This is a genomic window from Streptomyces sp. AC555_RSS877 (genome assembly GCF_019049245.1).
Lineage (GTDB): Bacteria > Actinomycetota > Actinomycetes > Streptomycetales > Streptomycetaceae > Streptomyces.
Genome location: NZ_JAGMUK010000007.1, coordinates 54652 through 71770 on the forward strand (window position 1 = coordinate 54652; position 17119 = coordinate 71770).

Annotated in this window: 18 protein-coding genes; 6 read left to right on the plus strand and 12 right to left on the minus strand. The window is 71.8% G+C overall.

Annotated features, from left to right (window positions below; genetic code table 11):
* Positions 1–58: 58 nt before the first annotated feature.
* Entirely contained in the window at positions 59–358 is a 300-nt protein-coding gene (locus KUM49_RS04100) for a PASTA domain-containing protein (protein WP_254400720.1), read from the plus strand.
* Here the strand turns inward: KUM49_RS04100 and KUM49_RS04105 are convergent.
* Positions 352–1053 carry a demethylmenaquinone methyltransferase gene (locus tag KUM49_RS04105; RefSeq protein WP_217235286.1) on the minus strand — a complete coding sequence of 234 codons (702 nt, stop codon included), beginning with the start codon at positions 1051–1053 and terminating at the stop codon, positions 352–354. The two genes, KUM49_RS04100 and KUM49_RS04105, sit on opposite strands and share 7 nt — an antisense overlap.
* Positions 1054–1580: 527 nt before the next feature.
* On the opposite strand from KUM49_RS04105, the gene KUM49_RS04110 reads away from it, so the two are divergent.
* Entirely contained in the window at positions 1581–2609 is a 1029-nt protein-coding gene (locus KUM49_RS04110; RefSeq protein WP_217235287.1) for a chitinase, read from the plus strand.
* 52 nt (positions 2610–2661) lie between these two features.
* Here KUM49_RS04110 and KUM49_RS04115 read toward each other — a convergent pair whose 3' ends face one another.
* The 5 genes from KUM49_RS04115 to KUM49_RS04135 all read right to left on the minus strand — a co-directional run bounded on the left by KUM49_RS04115 (position 2662) and on the right by KUM49_RS04135 (position 8028).
* The gene (locus tag KUM49_RS04115) at positions 2662–3318 is read right to left on the minus strand and encodes a hypothetical protein (protein ID WP_217235288.1); all 657 of its coding nucleotides are present in this window, start codon (positions 3316–3318) and stop codon (positions 2662–2664) included.
* Between the two features lie 7 nt (positions 3319–3325).
* Positions 3326–4525: a cyclic dehypoxanthinyl futalosine synthase gene (gene mqnC / locus KUM49_RS04120; protein WP_217235289.1), complete on the minus strand. Its 1200-nt coding sequence runs from the start codon at positions 4523–4525 to the stop codon at positions 3326–3328.
* Positions 4526–4597: 72 nt separating this feature from the next.
* On the minus strand, positions 4598–5407 hold the full coding sequence (locus KUM49_RS04125) for an A24 family peptidase (protein ID WP_217235290.1): 810 nt from the start codon (positions 5405–5407) through the stop codon (positions 4598–4600).
* Positions 5404–7116 (minus strand): serine/threonine-protein kinase, encoded by a 1713-nt coding sequence (locus tag KUM49_RS04130; RefSeq protein WP_217235291.1) that lies wholly within the window; start codon positions 7114–7116, stop codon positions 5404–5406. Before KUM49_RS04130 ends, KUM49_RS04125 begins: the two co-directional genes overlap by 4 nt.
* Positions 7117–7179: 63 nt before the next feature.
* A complete protein-coding gene (locus KUM49_RS04135; protein ID WP_217235292.1) occupies positions 7180–8028 on the minus strand; it encodes a menaquinone biosynthetic enzyme MqnA/MqnD family protein in 849 nt (282 codons plus the stop codon).
* Positions 8029–8327: 299 nt separating this feature from the next.
* Here KUM49_RS04135 and KUM49_RS04140 point away from each other — a divergent pair, with 299 nt between their 5' ends.
* Both KUM49_RS04140 and KUM49_RS04145 read left to right on the plus strand, forming a co-directional pair.
* A complete protein-coding gene (locus tag KUM49_RS04140; protein ID WP_003992177.1) occupies positions 8328–8531 on the plus strand; it encodes a cold-shock protein in 204 nt (67 codons plus the stop codon).
* A 188-nt stretch (positions 8532–8719) separates the two neighbouring features.
* A complete protein-coding gene (locus KUM49_RS04145) occupies positions 8720–9388 on the plus strand; it encodes a class I SAM-dependent methyltransferase (RefSeq protein WP_217235293.1) in 669 nt (222 codons plus the stop codon).
* Here the strand turns inward: KUM49_RS04145 and kstD are convergent.
* Together kstD and KUM49_RS04155 are read right to left on the minus strand one after the other, a co-directional pair.
* The gene (gene kstD, locus KUM49_RS04150; protein ID WP_217235294.1) at positions 9385–11178 is read right to left on the minus strand and encodes a 3-oxosteroid 1-dehydrogenase; all 1794 of its coding nucleotides are present in this window, start codon (positions 11176–11178) and stop codon (positions 9385–9387) included. The two genes, KUM49_RS04145 and kstD, sit on opposite strands and share 4 nt — an antisense overlap.
* A 145-nt stretch (positions 11179–11323) precedes the next feature.
* Entirely contained in the window at positions 11324–13237 is a 1914-nt protein-coding gene (locus KUM49_RS04155; RefSeq protein ID WP_217235295.1) for a long-chain fatty acid--CoA ligase, read from the minus strand.
* A gap of 316 nt (positions 13238–13553) precedes the next feature.
* Between KUM49_RS04155 and KUM49_RS49705 the strand changes: the two genes are divergently transcribed.
* Both KUM49_RS49705 and KUM49_RS04160 read left to right on the plus strand, forming a co-directional pair.
* A complete protein-coding gene (locus tag KUM49_RS49705) occupies positions 13554–13676 on the plus strand; it encodes a hypothetical protein (RefSeq protein ID WP_302185391.1) in 123 nt (40 codons plus the stop codon).
* Positions 13676–14746, plus strand: a complete 1071-nt coding sequence (locus tag KUM49_RS04160) for a MaoC/PaaZ C-terminal domain-containing protein (protein ID WP_254400710.1) — start codon at positions 13676–13678, stop codon at positions 14744–14746. The genes KUM49_RS49705 and KUM49_RS04160 overlap by 1 nt, the downstream gene beginning before the upstream one ends.
* Here KUM49_RS04160 and KUM49_RS04165 read toward each other — a convergent pair.
* From KUM49_RS04165 to KUM49_RS04180, 4 genes are all read right to left on the minus strand, one after another.
* The gene (locus KUM49_RS04165; RefSeq protein WP_217235297.1) at positions 14728–15390 is read right to left on the minus strand and encodes a TetR/AcrR family transcriptional regulator; all 663 of its coding nucleotides are present in this window, start codon (positions 15388–15390) and stop codon (positions 14728–14730) included. The two genes, KUM49_RS04160 and KUM49_RS04165, sit on opposite strands and share 19 nt — an antisense overlap.
* Before the next feature lie 39 nt (positions 15391–15429).
* On the minus strand, positions 15430–15738 hold the full coding sequence (locus tag KUM49_RS04170) for a DUF4229 domain-containing protein (protein WP_217235298.1): 309 nt from the start codon (positions 15736–15738) through the stop codon (positions 15430–15432).
* A 120-nt stretch (positions 15739–15858) separates the two neighbouring features.
* Positions 15859–16380 (minus strand): GNAT family N-acetyltransferase, encoded by a 522-nt coding sequence (locus KUM49_RS04175; protein WP_217235299.1) that lies wholly within the window; start codon positions 16378–16380, stop codon positions 15859–15861.
* Positions 16381–16446: 66 nt separating this feature from the next.
* Positions 16447–17100 (minus strand): UdgX family uracil-DNA binding protein, encoded by a 654-nt coding sequence (locus tag KUM49_RS04180; RefSeq protein ID WP_217235300.1) that lies wholly within the window; start codon positions 17098–17100, stop codon positions 16447–16449.
* Positions 17101–17119 lie beyond the last annotated feature (19 nt).

Below are 17119 nucleotides of genomic sequence, written 5' to 3' on the forward strand. Positions count from 1 at the left end.
CATCTTGCGTATACCACCCAATTCGCCCGAGGTGCGGGTGCCGAAACTGGTCGGTCTGATGGCCGTCGACGCGCGCGAGGCGGCCGAGACGGGCGGCGTACTGCTCGCCGCCCCCGACCGGCCCGACTTCCGCCGCACGGTCGTGGAGTACGTCGTACGGCAGTACCCGCCACCCGGTGCCGCGGTGCCGCACGGTGCCGTGGTCACCGTGTGGTTCGACTTCGGCGAGGGTGAGGGCGGCGGCGGTGCGGGCGTGCACGAGCCCCGCGTACCGCGCCCGGGCGGCGGCGGTATGGAGCGCGAACTCGACGAGCCGGGAGATCCCTTCGCCGTGGCCGGGTTCGGCTCGCCCTACTGACCGCTCGCCTTGAATCCCCGGTGCAGCGCCACGATCCCGCCGCTCAGGTTCCGCCAGGCCACCGTCGACCAGCCGGCCTTCTGCAGGCGCTCGGCCAGCGCGGGCTGGTCGGGCCAGGCGCGGATGGACTCGGCGAGGTAGACGTACGCGTCCGGGTTGGACGACACCGCGCGCGCGACCGGCGGCAGGGCACGCATCAGGTACTCGGTGTACACGGTCCGGAAGGGCGCCCAGGTCGGGTGCGAGAACTCGCAGATCACGACCCGGCCGCCGGGCTTGGTCACCCGGTACATCTCGCGCAGCGCCGAGTCGGTGTCCTGCACGTTGCGCAGCCCGAAGGAGATGGTGACGGCGTCGAAGGTGTCGTCCTTGAAGGGCAGCCTCGTCGCGTCGCCCGCGGTGAACGGCAGCCAGGTGTGCTTGCGCTTGCCGACCTGGAGCATGCCGAGGGAGAAGTCGCAGGGGACGACGTACGCGCCGGTGCGGGCGAAGGGCAGCGAGGACGTGGCCGTACCGGCGGCCAGGTCGAGGACCTTCTGCGCGGGCCGGGCGTCGACGGCCTTGGCGACCTCTCTGCGCCACACCCGGTCCTGGCCGAGCGAGAGCACGTCGTTCGTCAGGTCGTACCGTTCCGCCACGTCGTCGAACATCGAGGCGACTTCGTGCGGCTGCTTGTTCAGGGAGGCGCGGGTCACGGGGGCCATTGTTGCAGTACGTCCCCGCATGCCCGCTCAGGGGAGCAGGCGTGGTTTCCTCTTCGCCGCCACGTCCTCCACCCATCCGCACACCAGGACGAACGCCGCGATCGACGAACACGGGCCCCTCTTCGGACCCGTTGCCGCGTTTGCGGCGGCGACCGTGCACAGCGTCGGCAGGGGCGACAGCGGCGCGGTTGTCGAGGGCAGGCTCGGAATGCATTACCCGGATATTAGGGAGCCTTTATGCGTCCTAACTCGGACGTGCTTGTGAGAGAACCATGAGAAACGCGGAACCTGTCCTTTCCCTGAGAGATTCCCGGAAAGGCTGCGTAACCGAGAGCGGAGCGAAGGAGTTGAATGCCCGGATTACCCGCCCGTCAAGCACCTTTTGACCGCCTCTGCCCGTGAAGCGCCTGTGCGACTCGTGTCCGCCCGAAGCTCGGTGCGTGTGAGACATTTCCATTCCGGAAACGCGCTTTGTTTCCGGCCTGGGACAGGACGTCACAAGAGCGGGAGCCAACTCGATGCGGAGTTTCCTGAAGCCGGCGGCCGGGCTCACCTGCCTGTTTGCCCTGGCCACCGCGGGGTGCTCCGCGGGATCCGACGACACCTCCGACGCGGCGCCCGCCGCACCGGAGCAGTCGAGCGCCTCCCTTGCCGAGGAGACCGCGCCGAGCACCGCGTACGCCCCCTACGTGAGCGCCACGACCGCGTCCGGCAACGACGCGGCGGGCTCCCCGACGACGTACAACCTGGCTTTCGTGATCTCCGGGGGCGGCGACTGCACGCCGAAGTGGAACGGGACGGAGGCCATCGCCGACTCGGCGGTGACGGACCGGATCGCGCAGCTCAAGAAGGACGGTGCCACGGTCCGCGTCTCCTTCGGCGGCGCCTCCGGCGAGGAACTGGCGGCGACCTGCGACAGCGCGTCCGAGCTGGCGGAGGCGTACGGCAAGGCGCTGGACGCGGCCGGCTCGGCCCAGGCCGACTTCGACATCGAGGGCGACGAACTCACCGACGCCGACTCGGTCGCCCTGCGCTCCGAGGCGATCGCGGCGTTGCAGGAGGAACGCACCGGCCTCCAGGTCTCCTTCACGCTCCCGGTCATGCCCTCCGGCCTCGACGACGACAGCCTCGCCCTCCTGGAGTCGGCCAACGAGCACGACGTGCAGGTCTCCACCGTCAACCTGATGACGATGAACTACGGCGAGTCGTACGGCGGCGACATGGACGACTACGCGCTCACCTCCGCGAGGGCCGCCCATGGCCAGCTCAAGGACGTGTTCGGGCTCGCGGACGCGGCCGCCTGGCAGGGCATGGCGCTGACGTCGATGATCGGCGTGAACGACGTGGCCAACGAGACGTTCACGCTCTCCGACGCCGCCCAGGTGCGGTCGTTCGCGGAGGAGAAGGGGATCGCGTGGGTGTCGATGTGGTCGACGTTCCGGGACCAGCGGTGCGAGGACGACAACGCCTCGCGGAACGACGCGTTGACCGACTGCAGTGGGGTGGAGCAGAGTTCGGGAGCGTTCGCCAAGGCGTTCGCGGGCTGAGGTGGCCGAGCGGAACGGAACGGACGCGGCGGCTGAGTGACTGAGCGGGGCGCTATCGGCGCCGGTGCACCAGGCGTCCGCCGACGACCGTCGCCACGCATGTCACCGCTCCGCGTTCGGTGAGCGCGGCCTCGTCCGGGACGTCGAAGACGGCGAAGGTCGCGTCCGCCCCGGAGTGCGGTGCCAACGGGGTGAGGATCGCCTCCGCGAGTTTCCGCCCGGCCAGCGGGTCGAGCGAAGGCGGACCGGTCGGTGACCCGAAGCGCTGTTCGACGCGCAACCCCGCCCGGTGCACGGCGTCGGCCACCGCCGGCCGCCACAGGTCCCCCGCCACCGCGACGGTCCCGTGCGCGAGCATGCGCTGCACCCCGCGTCGCGCGCTCGCGCCCCGGCGGGCGTCGGTCAGGGCGCCGCTCTCGACGACCGCCGCGAGCGCGTCCCCGGTCAGCGGCTCGGTGCCCAGCTCGTCGGCCTCGCGCGGATCCGGATGGTAGGCCAGCTCCAGCAGTTCGGGCCCGTGAGGATTCAGCAGACCCGGCGTCAGCAGACCCGGCCAGCGCCGCACCCGGGCGGTCGGACGAGCCGCCACCAGTTCCTCGTACGGGCCGACGGCCGCGATCACCCGGCCGTCCACCAGCACCGCGCCGTCGGGCACGGCGGGCCGCCGGTCCCCGGGGACCAGAAGACCGGCGGTGTGGATCGTCAGCATCGGGGCCCTAGTTGGACGCGAGCAGCTTCAGCTCCGGATGAGCCGTGCCGCCCGCGATCGCCGTGGAGGAGATGTGGGACATGACGCGCTCGTCGACGGGGTCGTTCGCCGGGTCGTCGTGGACGACGAGGTGCTCGTACGTCGTCGCGCGCTGGGCCGGGACCCGTCCCGCCTTGCGGATGAGGTCGATGATCTCCATCCGGTTGGAGCGGTGCCTGGCGCCGGCGGAGGAGACGACGTTCTCCTCCAGCATGATCGAGCCGAGGTCGTCCGCCCCGTAGTGCAGCGACAGTTGGCCGACCTCCTTGCCGGTGGTCAGCCACGAGCCCTGGATGTGGGCGATGTTGTCCATGAACAGCCGCGCGATGGCGATCATCCGCAGGTACTCGAAGAGCGTGGCCTGCGTGCGGCCCTTCAGGTGGTTGTTCTCGGGCTGGTAGGTGTACGGGATGAAAGCGCGGAAGCCGCCCGTCCGGTCCTGTACGTCACGGATCATCCGCAGGTGCTCGATGCGTTCGGCGTTGGTCTCGCCGGTCCCCATCAGCATGGTGGAGGTGGACTCCACACCCAGCCCGTGCGCGGTCTCCATGATCTCCAGCCAGCGCTCGCCGGACTCCTTCAGCGGGGCGATCGCCTTGCGGGGACGCTCGGGCAGCAACTCGGCGCCGGCACCGGCGAAGGAGTCGAGACCGGCCGCGTGGATACGCGTGATGGCCTCCTCCACACTCACCTTGGAGATCCGGGCCATGTGCTCGACCTCGCTCGCCCCCAGGCTGTGGATGACCAGCTGCGGGAAGGCCTGCTTGATGGCGGAGAAGTGCTCCTCGTAGTACTCGACGCCGTAGTCCGGGTGGTGACCGCCCTGGAACATGATCTGCGTCCCGCCGAGCTCGACGGTCTCCGCGCACCGGCGCAGGATGTCGTCCAGGTCGCGGGTCCAGCCCTTGGCCGCGTCCTTGGGGGGCGCGTAGAAGGCGCAGAACTTGCACGCCGTGACGCACACGTTGGTGTAGTTGATGTTGCGCTCGATGATGTACGTCGCGATGTGCTCGGTCCCCGCGTACCTGCGCCGCCGTACGGCGTCGGCGGCGGCGCCCAGCGCGTGCAGCGGGGCGTCGCGGTAAAGGAGGAGCGCCTCCTCGGGGGTGATGCGCCCACCTTCGGCGGCACGGTCGAGGACGGACTGAAGGTCGGCCTTCTCGGTCACCGGGGGCGTCCCTTTCGTAAGGGGTGAGGACGGTCCGAACCAGCCTACGCCAGCCCTTTTCGGCGCCGGACTTCAGGCCGCGTACGCGCCCGTCAGCAGTCCCAGGTACGCGCCCGCGATCAGGAACGGCCCGAACGGGATCGCCGTCCTGCGCCCGGCCCGCCGCGCCACCACGAGCGCACCGCCGTACAGCGCCCCCGACAGGAACCCGGCGAGGGTACCGAGCAGCACGGTCCCCCAGCCGTACCACCCGAGCAGGGCCCCCGTCCCGAGCGCGAGTTTCACATCGCCGAAGCCCATGCCACCGGGGTTGGCCAGCCACAGCACGAGGTATCCGGCGCCGAGCGCGAGCGCGCCGAGCGCGGCGGACGGCCAGCTCCCGGCGTGCTCCGGCACCAGCGCGACCAGTCCGAGCAGTACCAGGGCCGCGCCGGCGAGCGGCAGCGTCAGCACGTCGGGCAGCCGCTGCACCCGGAGGTCGACGACGGCCAACAGCACCCCCACGGGCGCGAGCAGCAGCCAGACGGCGATCTCGGGCCGGGTGTCGGTGGCGGCGGCGAGGCCGGCGCAGAGGAGGGCGGTGACGAGAGCGAGGACGGGCGCGCGGGGGCCGTACCTCCCCTGCGCGGACCGCCTCGTCACGACCGTCCCGTCGCCCGCCGCCACCACGACGGCCCCGCCCGCGCACTCCCCGCACCGCGCCCGCCCGAGCCACCCGCGGATCGGATGCCCGCCGGGACACCGCTGCCGCCAGGCCTCCTCCGGGGGCACCGAGAACCGGTAGGCGGCGCGGGGCACCAGCGCCCCCGTCACCGCGCCCCACACCGCGGCGACGGCGATCAACAGGCCGGACAGACCGACTGGGCCGGACAGACCGGTCATCCCCGCTCGACCTTCGACAGCCGTGCCTGCGGCCGCCCCGAGTCCTCGCTGTCCGAGTCGTACCGCAGGTCGTCGCCGACCGGCGTGATCCGGACCGTGTGGGCGGCCTGGCTGCACACGCCCCGGTTCGACTCGGCGCCGACGGCGGTCGCCACGACCTGCCGGTTCGTCACCCTCTTCAGAGTCAGTACGTCGTCGCAGACACCGCCGAGCACATCCGTGTGCCGCAGCGTGCCCAGCTTCTCGCCCACCTGGGCCTTCCCGACGGTCAGCCGGAAGGTCCCCATGGGAAGCGTGCCGCCGAGCGCGGCGGCCTGTCCCTCCCAGGTACCGACGTACTTCACCGGTACCGCGGCCGCGTCGCTGTCCGCGCTCGTGCTCGGTGCCGAGGAGTGGGCGCTGTCGGAGTCCCCGGCGGCGCTGGGGCTGTTGTCGTCCGGCAACAGGTCGAACACCAGCACCGAGCCGACCGTCACCGCCGCCAGCGCGCCCGCGACAGCGAGGGCCACCGTGCAGCTGAGCCGGCGCCCTCGGCCGGTGGCCGCGGGGGCCGCCGTGGCGGACAGGGACACGGAGAGCCTGCCGGGACCGCGGTCGGAGGGTGCCGCGTCCTGCGGCTGATGCTCGTGCGGGTCCCGGGGCCCGGGGACGGGCGGCGCGGGCGTCTCCTCCGCGGCCGAAGCCGCAGCCGGAGTCGAAGCCGGAGTCGCAGTCGGGCTCGGAGCCATGACCGGTGGTGGGCCGAACTCCCCCAACGCCGGCGCCGCCTCCGAGGTCCGGCTGAACTCCACTGGCCCGGACGTCACCTCCTGTGCCGTCTCCAGGTTCAGCAGCCGTACGGCCCCCCGGCTGACCTGCTCGACCAGCGCCCCCGGCAGCCACCCGCCCGCGACCAGTCGCGCCGCGCCCTCGGGTGCCAGCTTCCGGGCCACTTCCGCGGGCGTCGGCCGCTCCTGCGGCTCCTTGGCCAGGCAGGCCTCCACGAGCGGCCGCAAGTCGTCGTCCAGCGAGCCTATTTCGGGCGGCTCGTGGACGACCCGGTAGAGCAGGGCCGCCGAGGAGTCGCCGCGGAAGGGCGCCTCCCCGGTCGCCGCGTACGCCAGCACCGCGCCCAGCGAGAAGACGTCCGCCGCTCCGGTCGCCCCGTTGCCCAGGATCTGCTCGGGCGACATGTACCCGGGTGAGCCGATCGAGACGCCGCTGGAGGTCAGGGAGGCCGTACCGTCCGTGGCCCGCGCGATACCGAAGTCGATCAGCAGCGGTCCGTCCAGCGTGAGCAGCACGTTCGACGGCTTCACGTCCCGGTGCACCAGCCCCAGTTCGTGCACCGCCGTGAGCGCCTCCGCGAGTCCCGCTCCCAGCGCCCGTACCGAACGCGCGGGCAGCGCGCCCCCGTCCGCGACCGCCGCCGACAACGACGGCCCCGCCGCGTAGGCGGTCGCCACCCACGGCACGGCGGCGTGCGGGTCCGCGTCCAGGACCGGCGCGGTCCAGGCGCCGCCGACCCGGCGCGCCGCGTCGACCTCGCGGCGGAAGCGGGCGCGGAACTCCTCGTCCAGGGCGAAGTGCGGGTGCACGATCTTCACCGCGACCGTGCGGCCACCGGCGCTGCGGCCGAGGTAGACCCGCCCCATGCCGCCGGAGCCGAGCCGGCCGAGCAGCCGGTAGGGCCCCACGACCGTGGGTTCGTCGACTCCGAGCGGCTGCATGGCGTCACTCCTCCCCCGTACGCCTCACGTCCTGGGCAGCGTAGCCCTGAAGGCCGCCGCGCCTCATGGCTGGAGCAGGTCGACCTTCACGTCCGCGGGGAAACCGGTCGTCGGACCCACCCGGCGGGCGAACTCGGCGACCGCCGCGAGCTGCGGGTCGCCGAAGCGGAAGTCGAGGGTCGTGAAGTAGCGCTCCAGGACCTGTTCGTCGAAGGCCTCCCAGCGGGCCGCCTGCTCGGCGACCTTGCCGACCTCCTCCAGGGAGAGGTTGCGGGAGGCGAGGAAGGCCTCGTGCACCTTGCGGGTGATGGCCGGCTCGCGCTCCACGTAGTCCCGGCGGGCCGCCCACACCGCGAAGACGAACGGCAGCCCCGTCCACTCCTTCCACAGCGCACCGAGGTCGTGCACTTCGAGCCCGAACCTGGGCCCGTCGAGCAGGTTCGCCCGCAGCGCCGCGTCCCCGATGAGTACGGCCGCCTCGGCCTCCTGCATCATCAGGCTCAGGTCGGGCGGGCAGGTGTAGTAGTCGGGCCGCACGCCGTAACGGTCCGACAGGAGGAGCTGGGCCAGGCGTACGGAGGTGCGCGAGGTCGAGCCGAGGGCGACCCGGGCGCCGTCCAGCTCGTCGAGCGGGACCTTCGAGACGATCACGCAGGACATCACCGGCCCGTCGCAGCCCACCGCGATGTCCGGGAAGGCGACCAGGTCGTCGGCGTTCTTCAGGAACTCGACCAGCGTGATGGGCCCGATGTCGAGGTCTCCCCGCACCAGCTGCTCGCTGAGCTTCTCCGGGGTGTCCTTGGTCAGCTCGAAGTCGAGGAGCGTGCCGGTTCTCGCGAGCCCCCAGTACAGGGGCAGGCAGTTGAGGAACTGGATGTGGCCGACGCGCGGCCGGGTGCGAGAAATGTCCACATCGCGAGACTAGCCCCCATGGGGTAGCGTGCAGGGCTCAGGGTCGGACTCGGATCTGTCAAGCCCGAGACGGCTCTTTCAAACGTCCGGGTGACGTGATCTTGACCTCTATTGCATTCGGCTGCCTGCATGCTAGGCTCGCCGCAAGTTGCAGTTTGGTTTCCCTTGCAGTACAGAGCCTGCGGAGCATGTGACCGCGGGCTCTAGTCGTTTTCAGACGTATGCAGTTGTGCGGCATTTTTGTTTTCACACTTGCAGGGTTCTGGAGCAGGGCGACCCTTTGGGCCCAAGGAGGGCTTATGGCTACCGGAACCGTGAAGTGGTTCAACGCCGAAAAGGGCTTTGGCTTCATCGCCCAAGAAGGCGGCGGCCCCGACGTCTTCGTCCACTACTCCGCGATCAACGCGAGCGGCTTCCGCTCGCTGGAGGAGAACCAGCAGGTTTCCTTCGACGTGACCCAGGGCCCGAAGGGCCCGCAGGCGGAGAACGTCACCCCTGTCTGAGTTCATGAGCCCAAAGCTCTGATCCGGAATCGACCGTAGTACCCAAGGAGCCCCGCGCCGCAAGGCGACGGGGCTCCTGCCTTTGCCCGGAGCGGCGGCGGCAGGAGTGGGGCCGGGTCGCGGGCCGTGAGAGGGGCCCGGCCGGCGGTCGGGTCGGTTGTCAGTGGCTGCCGCTAGGGTCCCCGCCCATGACCGAAGCCGATTTCCTGACCGCCACCCGCACCTTCTACGACACCGTGGCCGAGGACTACGCCGCCCGGTTCCTGGACGCGCTCGCGAAGAGGCCCTTGGACCGGGCCGTGCTCGCCGGGTTCGCCGAACTCGTCACCGCGGGCGGAGCCGACGGCGAGGTGGCGGACCTGGGCTGCGGGCCCGGGGAGGTGACCGCGTACCTGGCCTCGCTCGGCCTGCCCGTGTTCGGGCTCGACCTGTCGGAGTCGATGCTGGCGATCGCCCGCCGGGAGCACCCCGGCCTGCGTTTCCAGCAGGGCTCGATGCTGGAGCTGGAACTCGCCGACGGGGCGCTCGCCGGGGTCCTGTCCTGGTACTCGTCCATCCACACCCCTGTGGACCGGCTGCCCGGCCTCTTCGCCGAGTTCCACCGCGTGCTGGCACCCGGCGGCCACCTGCTCGTCGCCTTCCAGGTCGGCGACGAGCCCCGGTACCACGACCGCCCCTTCGGCCACCAGGTGTCGCTGGGCTTCCAGCGCAGGCGGCCGGAGGCCGTCGCCGAGCTGCTGTCGGCGGCCGGCTTCGCCCTTGTCTCACGGACGGTGCGCGAGCCGGACGACACGCTCGGGGAGCCGACCCCGCAGGCGGCCCTGATCGCCCGGAAGCCGCCGCGGGCCGCCGGCTAGAGCGCGCCCGCGAGGTCCAGTGCCGCGATGTACCCGAAGGTCATCGCCGGACCGATCGTCGAGCCCGCGCCCGCGTAGCTGTGCCCCATCACGGCGGCGCTGGCGTTCCCGGCGGCGTACAGGCCGGGGATGACCGAGCCGTCGGGGCGCAGGACGCGGGCCCGGGCGTCGGTGCGCAGGCCGCCCTTGGTGCCGAGGTCGCCGGGGACGATCTTGAAGGCGTGGTACGGGGGCAGCCACAGGGGCGCGAGGCAGGAGTCGGGGAGGACGGCGGGGTCCGTGTAGTAGTGGTCGTAGGCGCTGTCGCCGCGCCCGAAGTCGGGGTCGTCGCCCTTCACCGCGAGGGAGTTGAAGCGGTCGACGGTGGCGCGCAGGGCGGCCGCGGGGACGCCGATGGCGGTCGCCAGGGCGTCCAGGGTCCAGGCCTTGTGGGCCGCGCCCGAGCTGTACCAGTCGTCCGGGAACGGGAAGGTCGGAGCCACGTCCTTGAAGAGGTACCGGTTGCGGTAGTTCTGGTCGGTGATCAGCCAGGCCGGGATGTCGGGGTCGGTGGGGTGGCGCTCGTACATGGTGTGGACGACGTCGCTGTAGGGCGCGGCCTCGTTGACGAACCGACGCCCCGCCGCGTTGACCAGCAGGCCGCCGGGGAGGGTGCGTTCGGCGAGGCAGAAGTACGGCTGGCCGGGGAGCGGGATGGCCGGACCCCACCAGGCGTCGTCCATGAGGGCGAGGTCGGCTCCTAGGCGGTGGCCCGCCCGGATTCCGTCCCCGGTGTTCTCCTTCGCGCCGACGGTCCAGTCCGTGCCGATCGGCTGCTGCTGGTACTGCACCCGCATCGCCGCGTTGTGCTCGAATCCGCCGGATCCGACGACGACCCCGCGCCGGGCGCGGAGCAGCCCCGGGGTGCCGCCCCGCGTGACCACGGCGCCCGTGACCGCCCCGCCCTCGACGTACAGCTCGGTGAGCGGGGTGCCGAGCCGGACCGGCACGCCGGCGGTCCGGAGTCCGAGGCGCAGCCCCGCCGCCAGCGACTGGCCCATGGTGAGCGGCTTCTGCCCCAGCGCCGCGGCCTTCGTGCCCCGGGCCAGGCACTCGGCGGCGACGGCGACGCCCTTCGCGTTCACCGCGGCCAGGGCGAGCCACTTGTAGTCGGCGCTGAAGACGACCATGCCGGCCGGGACCTGGAGGTACGGCGGGTTGAGGCGGGCGAGTTCGGCGCCGAGGAGGTTGCCGTCGAGCTGGTCGGGCTCGATGGAGCGACCGTTCGGGAGGCCGCCGGGGAGCTCGGGGTAGTAGTCGCTGTACCCCTCCATCCAGCGGAACCGCAGCGGGCTGTTGGCCATGACGAAGGAGAGCATGGCGGGCCCGTGGGCGAGGAAGGCCCGCTGCCGGTCGGCGGGGACGTCGGCCCCGACGACGGCGGCCAGGTAGGCGGCGGCCTTGGCGGGGGTGTCGGGCACGCCGGCGGCGAGGATCACGGGGTTGTTGGGAATCCAGACCCCGGCGCCGGAGCGGGCGGCCGACCCTCCGAAGGTGTCCGCCTTCTCGACCACGACACAGCTCAGCCCCCGCTTGGCGGCCGTCAGCGCGGCGGTCATCCCGGCGGCGCCGGACCCGATGACGACGACGTCGTAGGTACCCAGGAGCGGCAGGTCGGCCGCACGGGCGCCTTGCTGGACGCCGGCCGCGACGGCGAGGCCGGCACCGGCGGCACCGGCGAGCAGGTGTCTTCGGGAAGGGCCGCCGGTCGGTCCGGTGCGTCGTCTCTCAGGGTCCGCGCTCGTGGTCATGGCTGCTCCAGCCCGCCGGGAACGATGGAAAGAGGTGCGGGACGGGAATGTCGCGCGGGGGCCTTGCGAAGTCAAGGGCCGTGCGGCTGGAGCAACTTCCTTGGCCTGAACCAGACGTGAACCAGACTTGGGGTGCGACGCCCTCTCACCGCTCGTACAGCCCCTCCACCTCCTGCGCGAAGTCCTTCATGACCGCTTCCCTGCGCAGCTTCATCGACGGGGTCAGGTGGCCGGCCTGCTCCGAGAAGTCCTTCGGCAGGATCGTGAAACGGCGGATCGACTCCGGGCGGGAGACCAGCTTGTTGGCCTCGTCGACCGCGCGCTGGAGGACCGCTCTCAGCTCCTCGTCGTTCACGAGGAGCTCCGGCGGGACGGAGTGCTTGCCGTTCATCCGGCGCCAGTGGCTGACGCCGTCCATGTCGAGGGTGATGAGGGCGGAGATGTAGGGGCGGGTGTCGCCGAGGACCATGCACTGGGAGATCAGGGGGTGGGAGCGGAGCCAGTTCTCGAGCGGCGCCGGGGCCACGTTCTTCCCTCCCGCCGTGATGAGGATTTCCTTCTTCCGGCCGGTGATCGTCAGGTAGCCCTCGTCGTCCAGGCGGCCGATGTCGCCCGTCGGGAACCAGCCGTCGGAGGACGAGGGGATCAGGCCGTTGCCGTGCGGGTCCCAGTAGCCGCGGAAGACCTGGCCGCCGCTCAGGAGGATCTCGCCGTCCGCGGCGATGCGGACCTTGGTGCCGGGCAGGGGCCAGCCGACGGTGCCGAGACGGGGTCTGAGGGGCGGGGTGACGGTGGCGGCGCCGGTCGACTCGGTGAGGCCGTACCCCTCGTAGATCTCCATGCCCGCGCCCGCGAAGAAGGCCGCGATGGGGCGGCCGAGGGGGGAGCCGCCGGAGATGATGTGGCGGATGCGGCCCCCCATGGCGTTGCGGATGCGGCGGTAGACGAGGGGGTCGTAGCAGGCGCGGGCCGCTTTGAGGGCGGGGCCGGGGCCGCTGCCGGTGCCGGCCTTGCGGGCCTCGACCGCCTCGGCGTAGCGGCCGGCCACGCCGGTGGCGCGGTCGAAGAGGGCGACCCGGCCGCCGCTCTCCGCCTTGGCGCGCGCGTTGTTGAAGACCTTCTCCAGCATGTACGGGATGACCAGCAGGAACGTCGGTTTGAAGCTGCCGAGGTCGGCGAGCAGGTCCTCCGCCTTCAGGCTCGGCGCGTGGCCGAGGCGGACCCGGGCGCGGACACAGGCGACGGCCACCATGCGGCCGAAGACGTGTGACATGGGCAGGAAGAGGAGGGTGGAGAGTTCGTCGGCCGTCTTCGACTTGAAGACGGGGTGCAGGAGTTCGATCGCGTTGTCGACCTCGGCCAGGAAGTTGCCGTGTGTGAGGGCACAGCCCTTGGGGCGGCCGGTGGTGCCCGAGGTGTAGACGACGGTGGCGAGCGTGTCGGGGCCCAGGACCCCTCGCCGTACGGCGATCTCCTGGTCGGGGACCTGCTGTCCTAGCTCGGCCAGGCGCTCCAGGTGGCTCTTCTCCAGGATCCACATGTGGCGCAGGTCGGGGAGATGGCTGAGTTCGGGGCCCAGTGCCGAGGCCTGTGCGACCGTCTCCGTCACCAGGGCCACCGCGCCCGAGTCCTGGAGGATCCAGCGGGTCTGGTAGACGGAGGAGGTCGGGTAGATCGGGACGGTGACGAGGCCGGCGGCCCAGGCGGCGAAGTCGAGGAGCGTCCACTCGTACGTCGTGCGCGCCATGATCGCGACCCGGTCGCCCGGCACGAGCCCTTCCGCGATCATCCCCTTCGCGAGGGCGAGCACTTCCCCGGCGAACTCGGCCGCCGTCAGGTCCGACCAGCCGCCCTCCTCGGTACGGCGGCTGAGCACCGGGTCCTCCGGCGCCGCGTCCGCGTTGTCGAAGGGCAGGTCGGCGAGCGACCCGTACGTGACCGGCGGGACGATCGGCGGGACGGAAACCTCCCGGACCTCTCCGTCCAGCCGCCGGATCTCCGGTTCCACGAGCACGGGCGCACCGTCGTAGTCGTGACCGGACGTGTAGGCGAGGGACATGGGGCAGCTCCAGGGGCGTGCAACAGTGTTCCGCTCTGTTGCATGTGGTACGTACGGGACGTACCGGGGCGTTCACCAGCGGTGCGCGGCTGACGGGTTACCGCGGGTTAAGACGGTGATCGTACGGCGCCCTCGTGGAAGGTTCGTGCGGGTTCGGGGGTGGTCCGGAGCCGGGGATGTGCAACCTCGGAGGTTATGTGAGCGACCCTCAGGTACGCTCCCGTGTCGCCGCCGCCCCTGCCCACCAGGCACGCTCTCGCCTTACCTGCGGTAACCTTACTTCGGAGTAAGCAGAGATCCGCGTGGGGAGACGGCCATGGCCGACCGCTACCTGAGGTTCACCGGCACCGCGCCCGGCCCTTTCCCGACCTGCCGGCCGAGGCTGCCGCATCCGGCCGCCCTCGTGCGGGTCCGCGGCCGGCGCCTGCCGGGGGCGTGATGTCCGTCGCCCTCACCCGGCCGCCCGCCCTCGCGCCCCTGCTCGCCCGCGGCGCCCTGCTCTCCCCCTTCAAACGCCCCCGCCCGGACGCGGACTTCCCCCGCACCCGGCTGGTGCTGCCCGGCCTGCGCGTCGACCTCGCACGGCTGGCCGCGTACGAGCGGGTGTGCGGCTTCGCCACCGGGGAGGACGCGCTGCCGGTGACGTATCCGCACGTCCTGGGCTTTCCGCTCGCGATGCGGCTGATGAGCGGGCGGGACTTCCCGCTGCCGCTGCTCGGACTCGTCCACACGTCGATCGAGATCACCCGGTACCAGGCACTCCCGGCCACCGGAGAGTACGAACTCACCGTGGGTGTCGAGCGGTTGGTGCCGCACCGGCGCGGCACTGAGGCCGTCGTGGTCACGGAGGTGCGGGCGGGCGGCAGCGTCAGGTGGGAGTCGAGAAGCACGTATCTCGCCCGGCACCGCACAAACGCCCACACCACGGAGCCCACGGAACGGGGACAGGAGCCCGGCGAACAGGCACGGGAGCCCGGCGAACAGCCGCGGCAATCCGGGTGGCAGGCACGGGAAACCGGCGAACAGCCGGAGGAGCCCGGGTGGCAGGCACGCCAATCCGGCGGGTGGTCGCAGGAACCCGGCCGACAGGCACGGGAAACCGGCCGACAGCCGCAGGAGCCCGGCCGACAGGCGCCTGGCACCGACCGGCGCGTACCGGACACCGCCCCACAGGCACCCGTGCCGCTTCCCGCTGTCGCCGAGTGGCGGCTGGCCGGGGACGTCGGGCGCCGGTACGGCGCGGCGTCCGGGGACCGCAACCCCATCCATCTCCACCCGCTCACCGCCCGGCTCTTCGGCTTCCCCCGGGCCATCGCGCACGGCATGTGGACCGTGGCCCGCTGCCTGGCCGCGCACGGCACCTCGCAAGCCGTCCGGATCCGGGCGGAGTTCAGGGCACCGGTGCTGCTGCCGGGCACGGTGACGTACGTCGCCGACGGCGAGCGGTTCGAGCTGCGCGGCGGAGACCAGGTGCATGTGAGCGGCGAGGTCTACCCGATCGCCTCGTGAACCGGCTCCGCCGGTGACCACGGCTGCCCGGTCATCAGGTTCCCCAGCCCGGCCCACGCGAAGTTCATCAGGGTCGCCGCCGCCTGTCTGGCGCTGACGCCGGGCGTCACGTTGGCCCAGGCGGCAAGTGACTCGGCCGCTCCGACCAGGGCCTCGGCGAGGCCGGCGACCTCGCGCTCGGGGAGGTCGGGGTCGCGGTGGGCCTCGCGGGCGGCGACGACGATCAGGTGGGTCACGAAGGCGACGATCTCCTCGCGCATCGCGGCGACCTCGGCGGCGAACCGCTCCCCGTGGGTCCGTGCCTGCAGATGCAGGACCGACCAGGCGTCCGGGTGCTGAGCGGTGTGCGTGAAGAACGCCCGCAGGCCGTCCCAGAGTTGGCGGTCGGCGGGCAGGCCGGTGTCGACGCCGGCCCGGACGGCCGCGGTGAGGGCCTGCGCCTCGCGGCGGATGCAGGCGGCGAAGAGATCTTCCTTCGAGTTCAGGTAGAGGTAGACCAACGGCTTGGACACGCCCACGAGTTCGGCGATCTCGTCCATCGACGCGGCCATGTACCCGCGCTGCCCGAAGGTCCGCACGGCGGCGTCCAGCATCTGCTGTTCACGGACGGCACGCGGCATCCGCTTGCTCTTCACGGCACCCATGCCGGAAAGACTAATTGGGTGCGGCCGTGCGGAACCCCCCTACGACGCCTGGGAGGCCGTGCCCTGCGTCCGCGCGGTGTCGTCGGCGACGTCCTCCTGGCTGCGGTTCGCGTCCAGGTTGGACTTCATGCGCTCCACCTTCTGCACGACCTTGACCGAGGCCCGGTCCCGCTCCTTGCGCAGCACGACGAAGCTGATCGGGGCGGAGAGCACGAGGGAGAGCAGGATGATCCACATGCCGTTGGAGTCACCGAGGCCGCGCGGAACGACACCGGAGTAGACCAGGCCCCAGACGACCACGAGGCAGCCCACCAGGATCCCGAGGCGCATCAGTGTGTAGCGGAGCATGTCAATCCACTCTTCCGTTCCGACTGGGGGTCGCCCCTCCGGGGGCGTTCCCGAAGGCACCATCCAGTGAAGCACGCCCGGGACGCGATCTTGCAGGGGGTCCGCGACGACGGGACGGCGTCAGTTCAGGGGAAGCCACATCATGATGTCGTCCCGGTAGTCGTCCGCGGCGACCCGCAGCCCTCCCGGCACCCGGCCCACCTCCTTGTAACCGACGGAGGCGTAGAAGTTCTCCAGGCCCGTCCCGCCCCGGCAGGTCAGCTTGATCGCCTCCAGACCGAGGGCACGGGCGTGCTCCTCGGCCGCCGCGAGCAGGGCGCGGCCGTGACCGCCGCGCTGGAGGGAGGGGTCGATCATCACGGTGGTCAGCCAGGCGTAATGGCCCTGGAGGCGGTGCGCGTTGAGGCCGAGGAAGGCGGTGGCCCGCAGCCGTCCGTCGAGGTCGAGCCCGGCGATCAGGCGGTGGCGTCCGGCCGCGAGCGACTGCGCGTACTGGTCGGTCTCGGGACGTACCTCCTCGTACGTCGTCTCGCCGACGAAGCCGACCGCTCCGCCCGCGTTGTTGACGGCCGTCCACAGCAGGGTCAGTTCGTGGAGGAACGCGGGGGTGGGGTCGGGGTCGAGCCGGAAAGTGAGCTGCATGGTCAACGAGCTTAGGTTCGGCCGCTCGCGCGCCGGTATCCGGGTCGCGGGCCTTCGCCCACCCGCTCACCCCAGGGCGTGGGCCGCCACCCGCAGGTCGGAGAGCAGTCCGCGGTAGGCGGCCTCCCGGTCGTCGGCCCGCAGCACCGACGAGGGATGCACGGTCGGCACCAGCCGCTCCGCATGCCCGTGGATCTCCTCCTCCAGGACCGTCCCGCGCACTTGCGTGACCCGGAACGACGAGCCGAGCAGTGCCTTGCCCGCGGTCGCCCCGAGCACCACGATCAGCTCGGGTTCCACGACCGCCAGCTCGGCGGCCAGCCACGGCCCGCACGCGGTCATCTCCCGCAGGGACGGCGCCTTGTGGATCCGGCGTTTGCGGGGCTCCGCCTGCGTGAACTTGAAGTGCTTCACGGCGTTGGTGACGTACGCCTCGCCGGGATCGATGCCCGCCTCCGCCAGCGCCCGGTCCAGCAGCTTTCCGGCCGGCCCGACGAAGGGCTTGCCCTGCCGGTCCTCCTGGTCCCCTGGCTGCTCCCCCACGAGCATCACGCGCGCGTCGGCCGCCCCCGCCCCGAACACGGTCTGCGTGGCGTCCCGGTGCAGGGGGCAGCCCCGGCACTCGCCGGCGGCGCGGCGCAGGGCCGGGAGGCCGCCGCGGTCCGGAACGAAGGGTTCGGCGGTGTACGCGTCTTCGGGCGCGGCCGTACGCGGACTCATGTCCGCCGGGTACCGCGCC

Coding starts and splice junctions, on each gene's coding strand:
- KUM49_RS04100 (WP_254400720.1), top strand. CDS start 59: ATGGCCGTCGACGCGCGCGAGGCGGCCGAGACGGGCGGCGTACTGCTC.
- KUM49_RS04110 (WP_217235287.1), top strand. CDS start 1,581: ATGCGGAGTTTCCTGAAGCCGGCGGCCGGGCTCACCTGCCTGTTTGCC.
- KUM49_RS04115 (WP_217235288.1), bottom strand. CDS start 3,318: ATGCTGACGATCCACACCGCCGGTCTTCTGGTCCCCGGGGACCGGCGG.
- KUM49_RS04125 (WP_217235290.1), bottom strand. CDS start 5,407: ATGACCGGTCTGTCCGGCCCAGTCGGTCTGTCCGGCCTGTTGATCGCC.
- KUM49_RS04130 (WP_217235291.1), bottom strand. CDS start 7,116: ATGCAGCCGCTCGGAGTCGACGAACCCACGGTCGTGGGGCCCTACCGG.
- KUM49_RS04140 (WP_003992177.1), top strand. CDS start 8,328: ATGGCTACCGGAACCGTGAAGTGGTTCAACGCCGAAAAGGGCTTTGGC.
- KUM49_RS04145 (WP_217235293.1), top strand. CDS start 8,720: ATGACCGAAGCCGATTTCCTGACCGCCACCCGCACCTTCTACGACACC.
- kstD (WP_217235294.1), bottom strand. CDS start 11,178: ATGACCACGAGCGCGGACCCTGAGAGACGACGCACCGGACCGACCGGC.
- KUM49_RS04155 (WP_217235295.1), bottom strand. CDS start 13,237: ATGTCCCTCGCCTACACGTCCGGTCACGACTACGACGGTGCGCCCGTG.
- KUM49_RS49705 (WP_302185391.1), top strand. CDS start 13,554: ATGGCCGACCGCTACCTGAGGTTCACCGGCACCGCGCCCGGCCCTTTC.
- KUM49_RS04160 (WP_254400710.1), top strand. CDS start 13,676: ATGTCCGTCGCCCTCACCCGGCCGCCCGCCCTCGCGCCCCTGCTCGCC.
- KUM49_RS04165 (WP_217235297.1), bottom strand. CDS start 15,390: ATGGGTGCCGTGAAGAGCAAGCGGATGCCGCGTGCCGTCCGTGAACAG.
- KUM49_RS04170 (WP_217235298.1), bottom strand. CDS start 15,738: ATGCTCCGCTACACACTGATGCGCCTCGGGATCCTGGTGGGCTGCCTC.
- KUM49_RS04175 (WP_217235299.1), bottom strand. CDS start 16,380: ATGCAGCTCACTTTCCGGCTCGACCCCGACCCCACCCCCGCGTTCCTC.
- KUM49_RS04180 (WP_217235300.1), bottom strand. CDS start 17,100: ATGAGTCCGCGTACGGCCGCGCCCGAAGACGCGTACACCGCCGAACCC.